The sequence below is a fragment of the Methylocystis sp. genome (genome assembly GCF_051062815.1).
Classification (GTDB): domain Bacteria; phylum Pseudomonadota; class Alphaproteobacteria; order Rhizobiales; family Beijerinckiaceae; genus Methylocystis.
The window spans coordinates 46604-62036 of record NZ_JBPFDU010000059.1 but is presented as its reverse complement, the minus strand read 5'-3'; the positions used below and the strand labels follow the sequence as shown (position 1 = coordinate 62036).

Below are 15433 nucleotides of genomic sequence, written 5' to 3'. Positions count from 1 at the left end.
CCGAGATGAACGAAGACGACGAGGCGCGCCGCCATCGTCTCAAGATGGAGAAGCGCAAGGCCGTCCAGGACGCCGAGGTCGCCGGCAAGACGGTCGCCCGCAAAGGCCTGCTGATGGTCCACACCGGCGCCGGCAAGGGCAAGTCCACGGCGGCCTTTGGGCTTGCGCTGCGCGCGCTCGGCCATGGCTGGAAGATCGGCGTCGTTCAGTTCGGCAAGGGCCAGTGGCGCACCGGCGAGCGCAACATGCTCGAAAAGCTTGGCCAAGAGTTCGGTCACGTCGCCTGGCATACGCTCGGCGAGGGCTTCACCTGGGAGACCCAGGACCGCGCCCGCGACGAGGCGGCGGCGCGGCGCGCCTGGGAGAAGGCCTGCGAACTGATGGACGACCGCGAGATCCGCCTGCTGGTGCTCGACGAATTGAACATTTCGCTGCGCTATGAGCATTTGCCGCTGGAGGAAGTGCTTCGCGCGCTCGCCGCGCGCCGCGACGATCTCAACGTCGTCGTGACCGGACGCAACGCCAAGCCGGAGCTCATCGCCGCAGCCGATCTCGTCACCGAGATGACCCTGGTCAAGCACCATTTCGCCGCCGGCGTCAAAGCGCAGGAGGGAATCGAATTCTAATCCGGAACCTATGCTCTGAAAGCTCGCCGGCATATCGCTCTTGGCAGCGGCTCGCGTAGAGAATACGCTTTGCGGGCAGGCAGTTCCGTGGCGGATAGGGACGTGCGCCAGCGACGCGAGCAGGCATCCCGAGGCGCGTCAGTCCTAGGCTGAACTCTCAACATCATCTGGACCCGAAAGCTCGATGGACGTTTACGGCGCGCTCCGCTTTTCCGCTGCGAAGATATCCAACGAACTGTTTTCGGCGGGATCGATTTTTTCGGTCTATTCCCTGGCGACGACGTTTGTCATCGCCGTTGGCGCGCTGGCCTATCAGCGCAAGATGCGCCGGGGGCGCGTCAACCCGCGGGCCATCGCGCGGGCAATCTTCGACAAGAGACTCCTGCTATCCAAATCGTTTGCCGCGGACGTCAAGCTCTTCATCCTGAGCGTCGTTCTCATGCCGGTCGTGGTGGGCGCGCTCGTCATATCGTCGAATGCCGTCGCGACGCTCGTGAGCGCCGCGCTGCGCAATTCTTTTGGCGCTTTTGCGCCGGTCTCTTGCTGTGACCTTTCGATAAAACTCTTCTCTACCGCCATGCTCTTTTTGGCCTATGAGATCGGCTATTGGGTCGATCACTATCTCAAGCATCGGATCCCGTTTTTGTGGGAGTTCCACAAGGTGCATCACACCGCCGAGGTGCTTACCCCGGTGACGAACTTTCGCAATCATCCGATCGACAACATCATTTTCGGCTACATGCTCGCGACGTTCATTGGCGCCGCGTCAGGCATATTGGCTTGGATCTTTGGGCGAACCACAGAATCCTTCACCGTCGACGGGAAGAACATCCTTTTCATCTTCTTCCTTTGGACGATCGGGCATCTTCAACATTCGCAGTTCTGGATTCCCTTTCGCGGGATTTGGGGACACGTCGTTCTAAGCCCCGCGCATCACCAGATCCATCATTCGACAGATCCCCAGCACTTCAATCGCAACTTCGGCAGCGTTCTCGCCGTTTGGGACTGGATGTTCGGATCGCTCGAGATGCCTTCGACCAAAAACCCGCGCCTTAAATACGGGGTCGAGGAAGACGCCGCGGACCCGCATTCGTCGCTCGGCTTATTGGCGACCCCGATTTACAGAGCCGCCCTCGCGCTCTGGCGCGCGCTCGCCGATGCGTGGAATGCTGGGAGTGAGCGACTGGAGCAGCGCCGTCAAAGGCTAAAGAGCACAGGCATATTATGAGCCGCATTCGCGCCGATCTGTTGCTTGTGCTGGCGGCGTTTATCTGGGGGACGGCCTTCATCGCGCAAAAAAACGCCGGCGAGCTTATGGGGCCGATCACCTTCGTCGGCGTCCGTTTTCTCCTGTCGTGCGTCGCGCTGACGCCGCTGGCGCTCTACGAAGGCCGTCACAGTGGCTCTCCGCTGAAAAAGGGCGATTTGCTTCTCGCCGGCCTGATCGGCTTTTGCGTCTTCGTCGCCGCGGCTTTCCAGCAAGTCGGCCTCGCCACGACGACGGCCACAAACGGCGGATTTCTCACGGCGCTATATGTCGTGCTCGTTCCAGTGTTCGTCTTTGCGCAGACCGGCGTAAGACCCCGGCAGGTCGTTCTCGTCGCGGGCCTCGGGTCCATCGTGGGCGCTTGGCTTCTGACGGACAGCGCGCAGCTCCAGAGTTGGACGTCGGGCGACGCCTTGGTTTTGATTGCGGATATTGCGTGGGCGGCCGGGATCAGTCTCGTCCCGACCTTTCTCGCGCGCGCCGATCGGCCGTATTTTTTGGCTTTCGCGCAGTTCGGCGTCATCGGCGTTCTGGGAACTGTCGTGGGCCTCGGCGGCGAGCCTTTTTCGCTCGAGGGCCTGAGCGCCGCCCTGCCGTCGATTCTCTATGCGGGGCTTTGCTCCGGGGGGATCGCCTTCACGCTTCAAATCGTGGCGCTCAAATATACGCCAGCGGCCGAAGCCGCGCTCATCATGTCGCTGGAGAGCGTTTTCGCAGCCTTGGCGGGCGCCATGCTGCTGTCGGAGCGCCTCACCGGGCCGGCGATGCTGGGCGGGTTGCTGATCTTGCTCAGCGCCGGTTTCGTCGAAGCTGGACCGGCGGCGCAAAATATTTGGGTGTCGCAATACTGGAGTCGGCTGTCGCAAGTGTGGAGTCGGGCGCGTTAGCAGGTTCCGAAAAAGAGGAGAACCTGCTCCAGCATTTTGATTTTGAGCGATTCCTTATCGATCACATGATTCCACGTGATCGGGAAGCGCTCTAAGCGTCCAAAAAAGTGGAAACCGACGCTCGATCACGTCGAGAACGTCGGCTCCAAAATGATCTGCGCGGTAACCGGCCGATCGCCCGCCAGAAAGACAAGGGCCGGGAGCTTGCGCGCCCGGCGAGTCTTTTCGGCAGGGGTATGTTTTACTGGATCATGCGGGCGGTAGAGCCAACGCCTTCGCCCTGGATGCCGCCGCGGTTGCCCGTGCCGTTGGTTCCTTCGGGAGAAATCCAGTCCGGAACCCAGGTCAGAGCGACGACGACGAACGCGACGAAGGCGGCGATCCAAAGCAGCATCTTGCCGATATCGCCGGTATTGTGAACGTTGACGGCCATGCGTTTTCCCCCTGTTCTTGATTTTACGTGAATGCTTGCCGCATCGAGAGGGAGCCTAGCTTGTTTCCGATCGGATGGCAATGCGCTCTTGCGGGGACTCCAAGGCCTGCCAAAAAAGCAATATTACTATTTAAATACAAGTAGTTAACATGCGACAGAAGGTCGCGGTCGTTGCAAAAAATTAAGCCCGTTCCCTCCTCCTCGCGTTCCCTTCGAACGCCGATGCGCCAGCCATGCATCGAACGGCTAAAGCGTCCGCGCGGGTTGGTCTGCGGCGGCCCTTGCCGGATGTAGGCGCATCGCCTATAAGCGCGCCATCCCACAGGCGAGGGTTACGCGGCGTCTGCCTCAAGACGTCGCTCCGGTGGCCGGCTCTCCGGCCTCTTTACTCTCTCGCCGAGGCTCAACCGGAGAAAAGACACTATGGCACTGCCCGATTTCACCATGCGCGGCCTCCTGGAGGCCGGCGCTCACTTCGGCCATCAGTCGCATCGCTGGAACCCGAAGATGGCGCCTTATATCTTTGGCGCCCGCAACAACATCCATATCATCGATCTCGCTCAGACGGTGCCGCTGCTCCATCAGGCGCTGAAGACGATTTCGGACACTGTCTCCAAAGGCGGACGCGTGCTGTTCGTGGGCACCAAGCGCCAGGCGCAGGAGCAGATCGCCGACGCCGCCAAGCGAAGCGCTCAATATTACATCAATTCCCGCTGGTTGGGCGGCACGCTCACCAATTGGAAGACGATTTCCGGATCGATCACCCGTCTGCGCAAGCTCGACGAGCAGCTTTCGGCCGGCGCATCGGGCATCACCAAGAAAGAGCGCCTGCTGCTGACCCGCGAGCGCGACAAGCTCGAAAAAGCGCTCGGCGGCATCAAGGATATGGGCGGCACGCCGGATTTGATCTTCGTGATCGACACCAACAAAGAGCAGCTCGCGATCAAGGAGGCGAATCGCCTCAAGATTCCGGTCGTCGCCGTGCTCGACACCAATTGCGATCCGGATGGCGTCACCCATCCGATCCCCGGCAATGACGACGCGGGCCGCGCCATCGCGCTCTACTGCGATCTCGTGGCGAGAGCCGCCATCGACGGCATTTCGCGCAGCCAGGGCTCGGTGGGAATCGATATCGGCGCCGATGAGTCGCCGGCGCTTGAGCCCGCGCTCGAGGCGCGCCCGGTGGTCCGCGAAGATTTGCGTCCCGCCGAGGTCGCCGTCGCGGATGCGGATACGCCTCTCGAGGCCTTCGAACTGCTTTCTGCGCCGCGCGGCGCTCCGGACGATCTCGCCAAGTTGCACGGCGTCGGCCCGCAGCTCGTCAAGAAGCTGAACGACGCCGGCGTCTACCACTATTGGCAGATCGCCGCGATGACTCCGGCGGAGGTCGAAAAACTCGACGGCGAATTGAAGTTGAACGGCCGCATTGCGCGCGACGGCTGGGTCGATCAGGCGAAGGCGCTCCTCGCAGCCTGATCAATCCGTCAAGTTCAATGCTTAAGACGCGCGCGCCGGTCCAGTGGGCCGGCGTCGTCGCATGACTCCCTTAAGAAGGAATTTCAGCCATGGCTACGATCACCGCCGCCCTTGTGAAGGAACTGCGCGAGAGCACCGGCGCGGGCATGATGGATTGCAAGGCGGCGCTCACCCAGACGGACGGCGAATTTGAAGCGGCGGTCGACTGGCTGCGCAAGAAGGGCCTCTCCAAGGCCGCGAAGAAAGCCGATCGCGTCGCCGCCGAAGGGCTTGTCGCGGCGCTCGTATCAGACAAATCGGGCGTCGTCGTCGAAGTGAATTCGGAAACGGATTTCGTCGCCCGCAACGCCGATTTCCAGACGCTGGTGAAGAACATCGCCGAAGTCGCCTTAAAGAGCGGCGCGAGCGACGTCGAGGCGCTCGGCAAGGAAGCCTATCCCGGCGGCGGAACGGTGAGCGAAGCGATCACCAATGCGATCGCCGGCATCGGCGAGAACCTGACGCTGCGCCGCGCCGCCGCGCTCAGCGTCGGCGAGGGCGTCGTCGGCCGTTACGTGCATGCGCAGGTCGTCGACGGCCAGGGCAAGATCGCGGTGATCGTCGCGCTCGAATCGACAGGCGACAAGGACGTGCTGGCGACGCTCGCGCGCCAGCTCGCGATGCATGTCGCCTCGGCCAATCCGCTGGCGCTTGACGCCTCGGGCCTCGATCCGGCGACGGTCGAGCGTGAAAAGAAGCTGCTCGCCGAGAAGAACGCCGGCAAGCCGGAAAACGTGCTGCAGAAGATCATCGACTCTGGCATCAAGACCTACGCCAAGGAGGTCTGCATGCTCGATCAGGTCTCCAACCATCCTGACCACGGCGGCAAGAGCGTCGCCCAAGCGGTCAAGGAGATCGAAGGCAAGGCCGGCGCGCCGATCGCGATCAAGGGCTTCGTGCGCTACGCGCTCGGCGAAGGCATCGAGAAACAAACGAGCGACTTCGCCGCGGAAGTGGCCGCGGCTGTGAAGGGCTGACGCCCGCCTCTAACGCAAAGCGCCGCCCGCGCGAAACAATCGCGGGCGGGCGGCGTTTAGGCTCCGGATGTTGGTTTTCGTCGCAGGGCGAAGATCGAGCAGAAGGAGCCGCGCATGCGCGCCAAGAAGACCGCCGCAGACGCAAGGATTCGCGGACCGCGCGTTGAGCGCGCGATCGATGCCGCCACCTCCGTGCTCGGCTTCGATGATGCGCCGTCCGCGCGGGAACTGCGCGATCCGCGCGAACTCTATCCCAAGCCGCCCTTCGAGAAGCAGACGCAGCCCTGGCCGGGTCTCGCCGGCCTCATGACGCCGCGTCCCGATCATGGCGAAGAGAGTTACCGAGGCTCGGGGCGTCTCCTTGGCCGCAAGGCGCTCATCACCGGCGGCGACAGCGGCATCGGCCGCGCCGCCGCCATCGCCTTCGCGCGCGAGGGCGCCGACGTTGCGATCAATTATCTGCCGGAGGAGGAGGCGGACGCGAAGGAGGTCATGGACCTTATGGGCGAGGCCGACGTCAATGCGGTGGCGCTCCCGGGAGATATTCGCGACGAAGGCTTTTGCCGCAAGCTCGTCGACGATGCGGCGCGGGATCTCGGCGGCCTGGATATTCTCGTCAACAACGCCGCGCGCCAGCATGCGTGCAAATCGATTCTCGACATTACGACCGAGGATCTCGACTGGACGTTTCGAACCAATCTTTACGCGCTGTTCTGGATCACGAAAGCCGCGCTGCCGCACCTGCGGCCGGGATCGTCGATCATCAATACGAGCTCGATCGTCGCTTTCGATCCTTCGCCGCAGCTTCTGGATTATTCGGCGACCAAGGCCGCCATTCTCAACTTCACCAGATGTCTGGCGAAGCAGCTCGCCGACAAAGGCATCAGGGTCAACGCCGTCGCGCCGGGCCCGTTCTGGACGGCCCTGCAGCCGAGCGGCGGACAATTTCCCGATCACCTCGCCGAATTTGGCGCCGACACGCCGCTGGGCCGGCCGGGACAGCCGGCGGAGATCGCGCCGCTTTATGTTCTGCTCGCATCAAACGAAGCGAGTTTCGCGACAGGCCAGGTGTTCGGCGCGACGGGCGGGGAGGTGGGGCCGTAATCAAGTGTCGTGAATAATGCCCTGACCGACGCGTAGCGATTCGATTGCAATCGCGTGTGGGGGTCGGCGAGGGTTGCAGCGTCGGCGGCTCCCACGGGCTCGATACACGGGCCTCATCCAGAGCTTGGGTGACGCCCCTCACTTGCCGGCGCCGCCCGGCCTCCGTATGAAGAACGCGCCCCGCCTCAGCCAGCGAGATCCGCCTCATGTCCGACCTCACGTCGACGCGACGATTCAAGCGTGTGGTCGTCAAACTGTCCGGGGAAGCCCTGCAGGGCTCGGCGCCGCATGGTCTCGACGCCGTCACGATCGCCCGAATCGCCGCCGACCTCGCGGCCGCCGCGGCGGCGGGACATGAGATCGCCGTCGTCGTCGGCGGCGGCAATTTCTTTCGCGGCATCAAGGGCGCCGAAACCGGCATCGAGCGCGCGCGCGCCGATTCGATCGGCATGCTGGCGACGGTGATGAACGGGCTGGCGCTGGAGCAGGCGGTCGAAGGGCAGGGGCGGCAGGCGCGCTGCCTGTCCGCGGTCTCGATGCCGTCCATATGCGAATCCTTTTCGCGCCGCGCCGCCCTGCATCATCTGGCCAAGGGACGCGTCGTCATCGCCGCCGGAGGCACCGGCAATCCCTTCTTCACCACGGACACCGGCGCGGTGTTGCGCGCCGCGGAGCTCTCCGCCGACGCGGTGCTCAAAGCCACACAGGTCGACGGCGTCTACACCGCCGATCCCAAGCGCGATCCGACCGCCGAGCGCTACGACCGTTTGACCCATGACGAGGCGATCGCCAAAAATCTGGCGGTGATGGATACGGCGGCCTTCGCGCTCGCCCGCGAGAACAAGATCCCGATTCTCGTCTTTTCGATCGCCGAGGCCGGCGCCATCGACGGGGCGCTTTCCGGTCGGGCGCGCGCGACCCTCGTTGCGCCGTAAGACCCTTTCGCGCCCGACGATAAATCGTGCAATAAATCTTGCGCCGCGGAGCCGGAGCGCCGGCGAAGGCGGCGGCGTGCGCCTTTTTGCCACGCCACGTTCGAAATATAAGAAGCCGAGCCGCGCGAGAGTTCGTGAGAGCGGCGACAGATCAAAGACAGGTTGTTCACATGGCGGAAACTTTTGACCTTGCCGATATGAAGCGCCGTATGCAGGGCGCGGTCGCGACGCTCAAGCACGAATTCGGCGGGCTTCGCACGGGACGCGCCTCGACGAGCTTGCTCGATCCGATTCATGTTGAAGCTTATGGGCAGGTTTCGCCGCTCAATCAGGTCGCCACCGTCAGCGTGCCCGAGCCGCGCCTTCTTTCGGTGCAGGTATGGGACAAGGCGTTGGTCATCGCCGTCGACAAGGCGATCCGCGAGGCCAATCTCGGTCTTCAGCCGACGGTGGAAGGTCAAAATTTGCGCATCCGCATGCCGGAGCTGAACGAGCAGCGCCGCAAGGAACTCGTCAAGGTCGCGCATAAATACGCCGAGGAGGCGCGGGTCTCCGTGCGCCACGTGCGCCGCGACGGCCTCGACATTCTCAAGAAGTTGCTAAAGGATCACGCGATTCCCGAGGACGATGAGAAGCGCCACGAACAAGAGGTGCAGAAGGCGACGGACGAGACGGTGAAGGAGATCGACGCCGCGCTCGCCGCCAAGGAAAAGGAAATCATGCAGGTCTAGGAAGCTGCGGCGTCGTCTGGCGCAGGTCCTATGGCCGTTTGGAACCCGAGTATGACGGAAAGCGACATTTTGGAGGCGCAAACGAACGCTCAGCGCGCGCGCACGGCGCCGCGTCATGTCGCGCTGATCATGGACGGCAACGGCCGGTGGGCGGCGAAGCGGGGCCTGCCGCGCTTCGAAGGACACCGGCGCGGCGTCGAGGCGCTGCGCCGCACGGTGCGGGCGGCGATCAAGCTCAATATCGGCTATTTGACCGTCTATTCCTTCTCGGCGGAAAACTGGTCGCGACCGCGCGAGGAGGTGGAAAGCCTTCTTTCGCTGCTCCACCGCTTCATCCGCAACGATCTGGCGGAATTGCACGCGAGCAATGTGCGCGTGCGCGTCATCGGCGCGCGCGCCGAGCTCGCGCCCGACATCTCGGACCTGCTGCGCGAGGCCGAGCAGATGACGCAGGCGAACTCCGGGCTCACCCTCGTCGTCGCGTTCAACTACGGCGCGCGGCAGGAGATTGCGGCGGCGGCCCGCGCGCTCGCGAAAATGGTGGCGCAGGGCCGACTGACGCCCGAGGAGATCGACGCCGACGCGATCGCGCGGCGGCTGGACACCGCGGACATTCCCGATCCGGACCTGATCATCCGCACGTCGGGCGAACAGCGGCTGTCGAATTTTCTGCTCTGGCAGGCGGCTTACGCCGAATTCGTCTTCCTGCCGATTCTCTGGCCGGATTTCGACGAAGCGGCGCTTTCGGCGGCGATCGCCGAATACGCCCATCGGGATCGCCGGTTTGGCGGGCTTGAGGCCGCGGCGCGCAGCGCCAAGACCGCTTCATGACGGCGGATCGAAGCGACATAAGCCGCGCCGGGCAGTCTCCTGAAAAGCCATCTGCCGGAGGCTTCGCCGACCTTGGGCCGCGCCTCGCGTCCGCTGCGGCGATGGTCATCGCCGCCCTCGGCGCGCTCTATCTTGGCGGCGACGTCTTCGCGTTCTTCTGGCTGGCGGCCGCCTTCGCGGTGAATTGGGAGTGGCAGGGCCTGATCGGCGGCGAGGCGCGCGCCGCCAGAATCGCCGTCGGCGGCGCGGCGGTCGCCGCCGCAACGGCGTTCGGACGCGTCTTCATGCCGGGCGCCGCCGCGCTCGCGATTGCGGTTTTTGCCCTTGCGGGCGCGGCGCTGGCGGGAGCCGAGCGTCGCCTCTGGGCGGCGACGGGCGTCGTCTACGCCGGCGCGCTCGCCTTCTCCGTATGCCTTTTGCGCGAGTCGCCCGATTTCGGCGCGCTCGCGATCGCCTTCCTGTTCGCCGTGGTCTGGGGCACCGATGTCTTTGCCTATTTTGGCGGCAGGCTGATCGGCGGACCGAAGCTTTGGCCGCGCGTCTCGGCCGGCAAGACATGGTCGGGCACAATCACAGGCGTTCTCTGCGGCGCATTCCTGGGCCTCGTCGCCGTCTATCTCGGCGCCGGCCCGCAACTTGCGAACTGGCGTGTGTTCCTGGTCGGACTGGCCGCCGCCGCCTTCTCGCAAGTCGGCGATCTTTTCGAATCTTCGGTCAAGCGCCGCTTCGGCGTGAAGGACTCGAGCCAGCTTATTCCCGGCCATGGCGGCGCCATGGATCGGCTCGACGGCTTCATCTTCGCCAGCGCCTTCGCGGCGGCGGTGGGCCTGCTGCGCGGCGCGCCGTCGGTGGCGGCCGGTCTTTTCTTCTGGTAGGGCGGGACCCAATGGCATTAGCAAACGGACAGTTTCACGCGCACGCCCCGACCCAGCCGCCGGCGCCGGTCCCGCGCCGCATCGTGCTGCTGGGCGCGACGGGCTCGATTGGCCGCTCGACGGTCGACCTTCTCGAACGCGATCCGGAAGGATTTTCGGTGTCGGCGGTGGCGGGCGGCCGCGATGTCGAGGCGCTCGCGCGCGTCGCCCGCGCGGTCAGGGCCGAATTCGCCGCGATCCGCGACGAGAGCGCCTATGCGGCGCTCAAGGCGGCGCTCGCCGGGACCAACACTCAGGTCGCCGCGGGTCGCGAGGCGATCATCGAGGCCGCGCTGCGCGACGCCGATCTCGTGGTCTCGGCCATTGTCGGCGCGGCCGGCGTCGAGCCGACCTACGCGGCGCTCGCCGCCGGCCGCGACGTGGCGCTCGCCAATAAGGAATGTCTCGTCTGCGCCGGCGTGCCCTTCATGCGAAAGGCGGCGGAAATGGGCGTGCAACTGCTGCCGATGGACAGCGAGCACAACGCCATTTTCCAGGCGCTTGGCGGCGAGGACCCCTCCCGCATCGAACGCATGATCGTCACGGCGTCCGGCGGCCCCTTCCGCACCTGGAGCAAGGAGCGCATCGCCGAGGCGAGCGTCGAGGAGGCGCTCAATCATCCCAATTGGGCGATGGGCCCGAAAATTACCGTCGATTCGGCCGGCATGATGAACAAGGGGCTCGAACTGATCGAGGCTCATCATCTTTTCGGCATTCCGGCCGAAAAGCTCGAAGTCGTGGTCCATCCGCAGTCGATCATCCACGGCCTCGTCGCCTTTTCCGACGGCTCGGTGACCGCGGGAATCGCCGTGCCGGACATGCGCACGCCGATCGCCCACTGTCTCGGCTATCCTGATCGGCTGACGACCCCAACGCCGCGCCTCGATCTGGCGAAAATCGCCACGCTGACATTCGAGGCGCCTGATTTTGAACGGTTTCCGGCGCTCAAACTGGCGCTCGAGGTCCTGCGCGCCGGCGGCGGCCTGCCGACCGTGCTCAACGCCGCCAATGAAATCGCCGTCGAAGCCTTCCTCGATCGCCGCATGTCCTTCGACGGGATCGCTCGCCATGTGGCCGAGGCCTGCGAGGCCGCTTTGCGCGACGGAACCGCAAATGCGCCCGCAACAGTTGAGGACGCCCTCGCGGTGGACCATATTGTGAGAGAAAGATCACGATCGGCCTTGGCCGGGCATGCCGCTTCGGGCATGTTGCTTCAGTGATCATGGCGCGCGCCGCCGGCAGGCTTGGCGCAAGCGAGACCTGCGAGACAGCGCTTTGCTAGACTTCCTGACGACCTCCGCCTTTTATCTCATCCCCTTCGTGCTCGTTCTCACGCTGGTCGTGTTTGTGCACGAATTTGGGCACTTCATCGTCGGCCGGTGGTGCGGCGTGAAGGTGGACGCCTTTTCCATCGGCTTCGGACCGGAGCTGTGGTCTCGGGTGGATCGTCTCGGCACGCGCTGGCGCATCGCCAGCATTCCGCTCGGCGGTTATGTCAGCTTCCATGGCGACGCCAACGCCGCAAGCGCGCCGGACCCCGAAGCCGTGCGCGCGATGCCGGAGACCGAGCGCGCAGTGACTTTCGCCGCGCAGTCGGTATGGAAGCGCGCCGCCATAGTCTTCGCTGGTCCTTTCGCGAATTTCGTTCTGGCGATCGCGATTTTCGCCATTCTCTTCGGGGTTTACGGACGCACGATCTATGCGCCGCGCGTCGGCGCGCTGACGCCTGGCGGGGCCGGCGCCGCTGCCGGCTTCAGGGCCGGCGACCTGGTGCTGACCGTCGACGGCGCGCCGGTCGACTCCTTTTCGAATCTGCAGGAAATCGTTTCGAGTTCGGCCGACAAGAAACTCATTTTCGTGATTCAGCGCGGCGATCAGCAGCTGACGCTTCCGGTCGTTCCCGCCCTGCGCGAAGTCGAAAGCGCGATCGGCAAAATCCGAATCGGCATGCTGGGCATTCAGGCGTCGAAGGCCGCGGCCGACATCCGCCAGGAACGCTACGGACCCGCCGACGCGGTGGCGATGGGCGTGCAGGAAACATGGACGGTCGTGCGCCGCACGGGAAATTACATCGGCGGACTCGTCACCGGACGGGAGAGCGCCGATCAGCTCTCCGGACCGATTGGCATCGCGCAAGTCTCGGGGCAAATGGCGCAGGCGGTCTCCAAGGTGGGCATAGCGCCGCTGTTGAGCCTCATCGCGATTCTCTCAGTCTCGATTGGTCTGCTCAATCTTATGCCGGTGCCGCTGCTTGACGGCGGACATTTGCTGTTCTTCGCGATTGAGGCGGCGCGCGGCCGCGCGCTCAACGAGCGCGCGCAGGAAGTCGCCTTCCGAGTGGGTCTCGCGATGGTCGGCGCGCTGATGATTTTCTCGACCTATAACGACATCGCGCGGCTCATTCACAAGCTCACCGGCTCGGGCTCGTAGCGCAGGTTCCGAAAAAGTCGACAGGCTTTTTCGATGAGAACCGGCTCCACCATTTTGATTTTGAGCTTCCTTATCGATCACATGATTCCATGTGATCGGGACGCGCTCTGGCGCGCACGCAGCCGTTGTAACTATGCGGCGCGCAGGACGCCGTGTAAGCGCGCCATTCCTGACGTAATTTGGACATGATGACGCTTGCGGCGCCACGTCTTAACCATGCGCTGACCATGAATCGTGGCTTTCACGTCACGCCTTCGACAAATTGCGGAACCACCATTTATTCTGCATTTGCAGGGTCGGGCAAACCTTGTAGAAAGAATCGCTCAACGCCGGCGAAGCGCCGATCGTCGGCGAATTTACATGAGTTTCGCGCCGCGGCCCGGGCGGCGACGTTGCGACGAGGACCTGCACTTTATGCGCTCAATCAGCGGCATTTGGAAATCATCGTTCCTATTCGCGGTTGTGGCCGCTCTGCTGGCGTTTAGCGTTCCCGCGTTCGCCGCGCCCGACATCAATCGCATCGCGTTTGAGGGCAACAGCAAGGTCAAGACTGACACCTTGCAGGAGCAGGTGCGCTCGCGCGCCCGCACAGAATTCAACCCGCAGCTGGCCGAGGCCGACGTCGCGCGATTGACGGAAGTCTATCGCCGGTCGGGACGCGCTGCGGCGAAAGTGAGCTATCGGACGGTTGATCTGCCGAACGGACGGATCGACCTGGTCTTCAGCATCGTCGAAGGCGACAAGACCGGCGTTAAGGAGATCCGATTCATCGGCAATGAGGTCTATTCCACACGCCGTCTCGTTGGGATGATGGAGACGACGGAAATGAACTTCCTGTCGTTCCTCAAGACGAGCGACGTTTATGATCCCGACCGCATCGCCGCGGACCTCGAACGCATTCGTCGATTCTATCTCAAGAACGGCTACGCCGATTTCCGCGTGATCAGCTCCGACGTGCAGTTCGATCCGACGGCTGGCGGCTACATCATCACCATCGCCGTGAACGAAGGCCCGCAGTATCGCGTGTCATCCGTCGGCGTCGAATCCCATCTGCCCGACGTTGACGGCGCGGCGTTGAACGATTTGCTGCGGCTTGCGCCGGGCGACGTCTACAACGGCGACGCGGTCGAGAAGACCGTCGAAGCTTTGACGCGCGAAATCGCCAAGCGGGGCTATGCCTTCACCCAGGCGCGCCCGCGCGGCGAACGCAATCCGGCCGATCAGACGGTCGCGATCCAGTTCCTGCTCGAGGAAGGACCCCGGGTCTACATTGAACGCATCAACATTCGCGGCAATACGCGCACGCGAGACTATGTCATTCGCCGCGAGTTCGATATCGGCGAGGGCGACGCCTATAACCGCGTCCTGATCGACCGCGCCGAACGCCGTCTGAATGGCCTCGGCTATTTCAAAAAGGTTCGGGTCACCAACGAACCTGGCTCATCGCCCGACCGCGTGATCCTGAACGTCGACGTTGAAGATCAGCCCACCGGCAACTTCGGCGTCTCTGGCGGCTATTCGACCAACCAGGGCTTCATCGCCGAAGTGTCCGTGTCGGAAAGCAACTTCATGGGTCGCGGCCAGGCGGTTCGCCTTTCGGTGCAGGGCGGCCAGATCGCCCGCGGCGTGACGTTCAGCTTCACCGAGCCGTATTTCCTCGACCAGCGCATCGCCGCCGGCTTCGACGTCTTCGTGCGTCGACAGGACGCTTATAACTACTCGATCTACAGCTCGACGTCCTACGGCGGCACGTTGCGCTTCGGCATACCGATCACCGAAGAGCTCAGCTTCTCGCCGCACTACTCGATCTATCAGACGACAATCTCAATCCCGAACGACAAGAATCGTCCTTACAACGACTGTTTGGTGCCGGTGTTTGGCTACACGCCTGGTTTCAGTCCGTTCTACCCGCAGTCCGCCGGCTATCCGAACCTCCTGGTCAACTGCCAATCGAACGGCGAAGCCTCGCTCGCGATCAAGTCGTCGCAGGGAGGGCTACTGACGTCGCTCGTCGGCTATTCGCTGAACTACAGCACCATCGACAACTTCAAGAACCCGCATAATGGTTGGCTGGCCTCGCTCAATCAGGACGTGGCGGGTTTGGGCGGCGGAACGCGCTACCTGCGCACGACCGGCGACATCCGCTACTTCCGCGAGATTCCCTATCTCGACGATGTGGTCGGCATCGCCCGTCTGCAGGGCGGCGATCTGTCGACCTTCGGCGGCTACAAGCCGCGCATTCAGGACAATTTCAACCTCGGCCCCAGCCTGGTGCGCGGCTTCGCGCCGGGCGGCATCGGCCCGCGCGATTCGAACATTCTGACGAGCTTCAACAACAACCGCGGCAACTCGCTGGGCGGCTCCAACTATGTCGGCGCGTCGCTCGAAGTTCAGTTCCCGTTCTGGTACCTGCCGAAGGATCTCGGGCTGAGAGGCGCGCTCTTCGCCGACGCCGGTTCGCTGTGGAATTTCAGCGGCCGGACGAACTACGCCAACAATATGCCGACGATTCCCGGCGTGACCTGCATCGGCGCCTATACGGCGCAGGCGGGCTTCGGCCAGGGCAATTGCGTGGTGCCGATCGCGAACAAATTCGCGATCCGCTCGTCGGTGGGCGCTTCGGTGCTGTGGAATTCGCCGATGGGACCAATCCGCTTCGATTACGCCGTCGTGACCTCGAAGGTCTATGGCGACATCACGCAGAACTTCCGCTTCAGCGGCGGCACCAACTTCTAATGATCGGAGACGATCGCCGGGCGAACCACGCCCGGCGGACGGCTCAA

General features: G+C 63.7%; 14 protein-coding genes. 13 read left to right on the top strand and 1 reads right to left on the bottom strand.

The window, feature by feature from the left end; translation table 11 throughout:
- The first annotated feature begins 5 nt into the window (after positions 1–5).
- From cobO to ACR65W_RS09070, 3 genes are all read left to right on the top strand, one after another.
- On the top strand, positions 6–626 hold the full coding sequence (gene cobO / locus ACR65W_RS09080) for a cob(I)yrinic acid a,c-diamide adenosyltransferase (RefSeq protein WP_434502602.1): 621 nt from the start codon (positions 6–8) through the stop codon (positions 624–626).
- Positions 627–810: 184 nt separating this feature from the next.
- Positions 811–1854, top strand: a complete 1044-nt coding sequence (locus tag ACR65W_RS09075; RefSeq protein WP_434502554.1) for a sterol desaturase family protein — start codon at positions 811–813, stop codon at positions 1852–1854.
- The gene (locus ACR65W_RS09070; protein WP_434502552.1) at positions 1851–2780 is read left to right on the top strand and encodes a DMT family transporter; all 930 of its coding nucleotides are present in this window, start codon (positions 1851–1853) and stop codon (positions 2778–2780) included. The genes ACR65W_RS09075 and ACR65W_RS09070 overlap by 4 nt, the downstream gene beginning before the upstream one ends.
- Before the next feature lie 241 nt (positions 2781–3021).
- Here the strand turns inward: ACR65W_RS09070 and ACR65W_RS09065 are convergent, their stop codons facing one another.
- Positions 3022–3213, bottom strand: coding sequence for a hypothetical protein (locus tag ACR65W_RS09065; protein WP_123175284.1), 192 nt, complete (start codon positions 3211–3213; stop codon positions 3022–3024).
- Positions 3214–3636: 423 nt separating this feature from the next.
- Here ACR65W_RS09065 and ACR65W_RS09060 point away from each other — a divergent pair, with 423 nt between their 5' ends.
- The 10 genes from ACR65W_RS09060 to bamA all read left to right on the top strand — a co-directional run bounded on the left by ACR65W_RS09060 (position 3637) and on the right by bamA (position 15386).
- The gene (locus ACR65W_RS09060) at positions 3637–4689 is read left to right on the top strand and encodes a 30S ribosomal protein S2 (RefSeq protein ID WP_434502550.1); all 1053 of its coding nucleotides are present in this window, start codon (positions 3637–3639) and stop codon (positions 4687–4689) included.
- An 89-nt stretch (positions 4690–4778) separates the two neighbouring features.
- On the top strand, positions 4779–5705 hold the full coding sequence (gene tsf / locus ACR65W_RS09055) for a translation elongation factor Ts (RefSeq protein ID WP_434502548.1): 927 nt from the start codon (positions 4779–4781) through the stop codon (positions 5703–5705).
- A 114-nt stretch (positions 5706–5819) separates the two neighbouring features.
- Complete coding sequence (locus ACR65W_RS09050; protein WP_434502546.1) at positions 5820–6809, top strand: SDR family oxidoreductase; 990 nt, start codon at positions 5820–5822, stop codon at positions 6807–6809.
- 206 nt (positions 6810–7015) lie between these two features.
- Positions 7016–7744: a UMP kinase gene (gene pyrH / locus ACR65W_RS09045; protein WP_434502544.1), complete on the top strand. Its 729-nt coding sequence runs from the start codon at positions 7016–7018 to the stop codon at positions 7742–7744.
- A gap of 170 nt (positions 7745–7914) precedes the next feature.
- Positions 7915–8475 carry a ribosome recycling factor gene (frr, locus tag ACR65W_RS09040; RefSeq protein ID WP_014892614.1) on the top strand — a complete coding sequence of 187 codons (561 nt, stop codon included), beginning with the start codon at positions 7915–7917 and terminating at the stop codon, positions 8473–8475.
- 51 nt (positions 8476–8526) lie between these two features.
- Positions 8527–9306: an isoprenyl transferase gene (locus ACR65W_RS09035; RefSeq protein ID WP_434502542.1), complete on the top strand. Its 780-nt coding sequence runs from the start codon at positions 8527–8529 to the stop codon at positions 9304–9306.
- Positions 9303–10181 (top strand): phosphatidate cytidylyltransferase, encoded by an 879-nt coding sequence (locus ACR65W_RS09030; RefSeq protein WP_434502540.1) that lies wholly within the window; start codon positions 9303–9305, stop codon positions 10179–10181. Before ACR65W_RS09035 ends, ACR65W_RS09030 begins: the two co-directional genes overlap by 4 nt.
- 11 nt (positions 10182–10192) lie before the next feature.
- Positions 10193–11440 carry a 1-deoxy-D-xylulose-5-phosphate reductoisomerase gene (dxr, locus tag ACR65W_RS09025; protein WP_434502538.1) on the top strand — a complete coding sequence of 416 codons (1248 nt, stop codon included), beginning with the start codon at positions 10193–10195 and terminating at the stop codon, positions 11438–11440.
- Positions 11441–11495: 55 nt separating this feature from the next.
- On the top strand, positions 11496–12650 hold the full coding sequence (locus ACR65W_RS09020) for a M50 family metallopeptidase (protein WP_434502536.1): 1155 nt from the start codon (positions 11496–11498) through the stop codon (positions 12648–12650).
- Positions 12651–13064: 414 nt separating this feature from the next.
- On the top strand, positions 13065–15386 hold the full coding sequence (gene bamA, locus ACR65W_RS09015; RefSeq protein WP_434502534.1) for an outer membrane protein assembly factor BamA: 2322 nt from the start codon (positions 13065–13067) through the stop codon (positions 15384–15386).
- Positions 15387–15433: the final 47 nt, after the last annotated feature.

Excerpts from the sequence above, each read along its gene's own strand:
- frr (WP_014892614.1), top strand. The coding sequence starts at position 7,915 with ATGGCGGAAACTTTTGACCTTGCCGATATGAAGCGCCGTATGCAGGGC.
- ACR65W_RS09075 (WP_434502554.1), top strand. The coding sequence starts at position 811 with ATGGACGTTTACGGCGCGCTCCGCTTTTCCGCTGCGAAGATATCCAAC.
- ACR65W_RS09070 (WP_434502552.1), top strand. The coding sequence starts at position 1,851 with ATGAGCCGCATTCGCGCCGATCTGTTGCTTGTGCTGGCGGCGTTTATC.
- ACR65W_RS09030 (WP_434502540.1), top strand. The coding sequence starts at position 9,303 with ATGACGGCGGATCGAAGCGACATAAGCCGCGCCGGGCAGTCTCCTGAA.
- ACR65W_RS09035 (WP_434502542.1), top strand. The coding sequence starts at position 8,527 with ATGACGGAAAGCGACATTTTGGAGGCGCAAACGAACGCTCAGCGCGCG.
- pyrH (WP_434502544.1), top strand. The coding sequence starts at position 7,016 with ATGTCCGACCTCACGTCGACGCGACGATTCAAGCGTGTGGTCGTCAAA.
- bamA (WP_434502534.1), top strand. The coding sequence starts at position 13,065 with ATGCGCTCAATCAGCGGCATTTGGAAATCATCGTTCCTATTCGCGGTT.
- tsf (WP_434502548.1), top strand. The coding sequence starts at position 4,779 with ATGGCTACGATCACCGCCGCCCTTGTGAAGGAACTGCGCGAGAGCACC.
- dxr (WP_434502538.1), top strand. The coding sequence starts at position 10,193 with ATGGCATTAGCAAACGGACAGTTTCACGCGCACGCCCCGACCCAGCCG.
- cobO (WP_434502602.1), top strand. The coding sequence starts at position 6 with ATGAACGAAGACGACGAGGCGCGCCGCCATCGTCTCAAGATGGAGAAG.
- ACR65W_RS09060 (WP_434502550.1), top strand. The coding sequence starts at position 3,637 with ATGGCACTGCCCGATTTCACCATGCGCGGCCTCCTGGAGGCCGGCGCT.
- ACR65W_RS09065 (WP_123175284.1), bottom strand. The coding sequence starts at position 3,213 with ATGGCCGTCAACGTTCACAATACCGGCGATATCGGCAAGATGCTGCTT.
- ACR65W_RS09050 (WP_434502546.1), top strand. The coding sequence starts at position 5,820 with ATGCGCGCCAAGAAGACCGCCGCAGACGCAAGGATTCGCGGACCGCGC.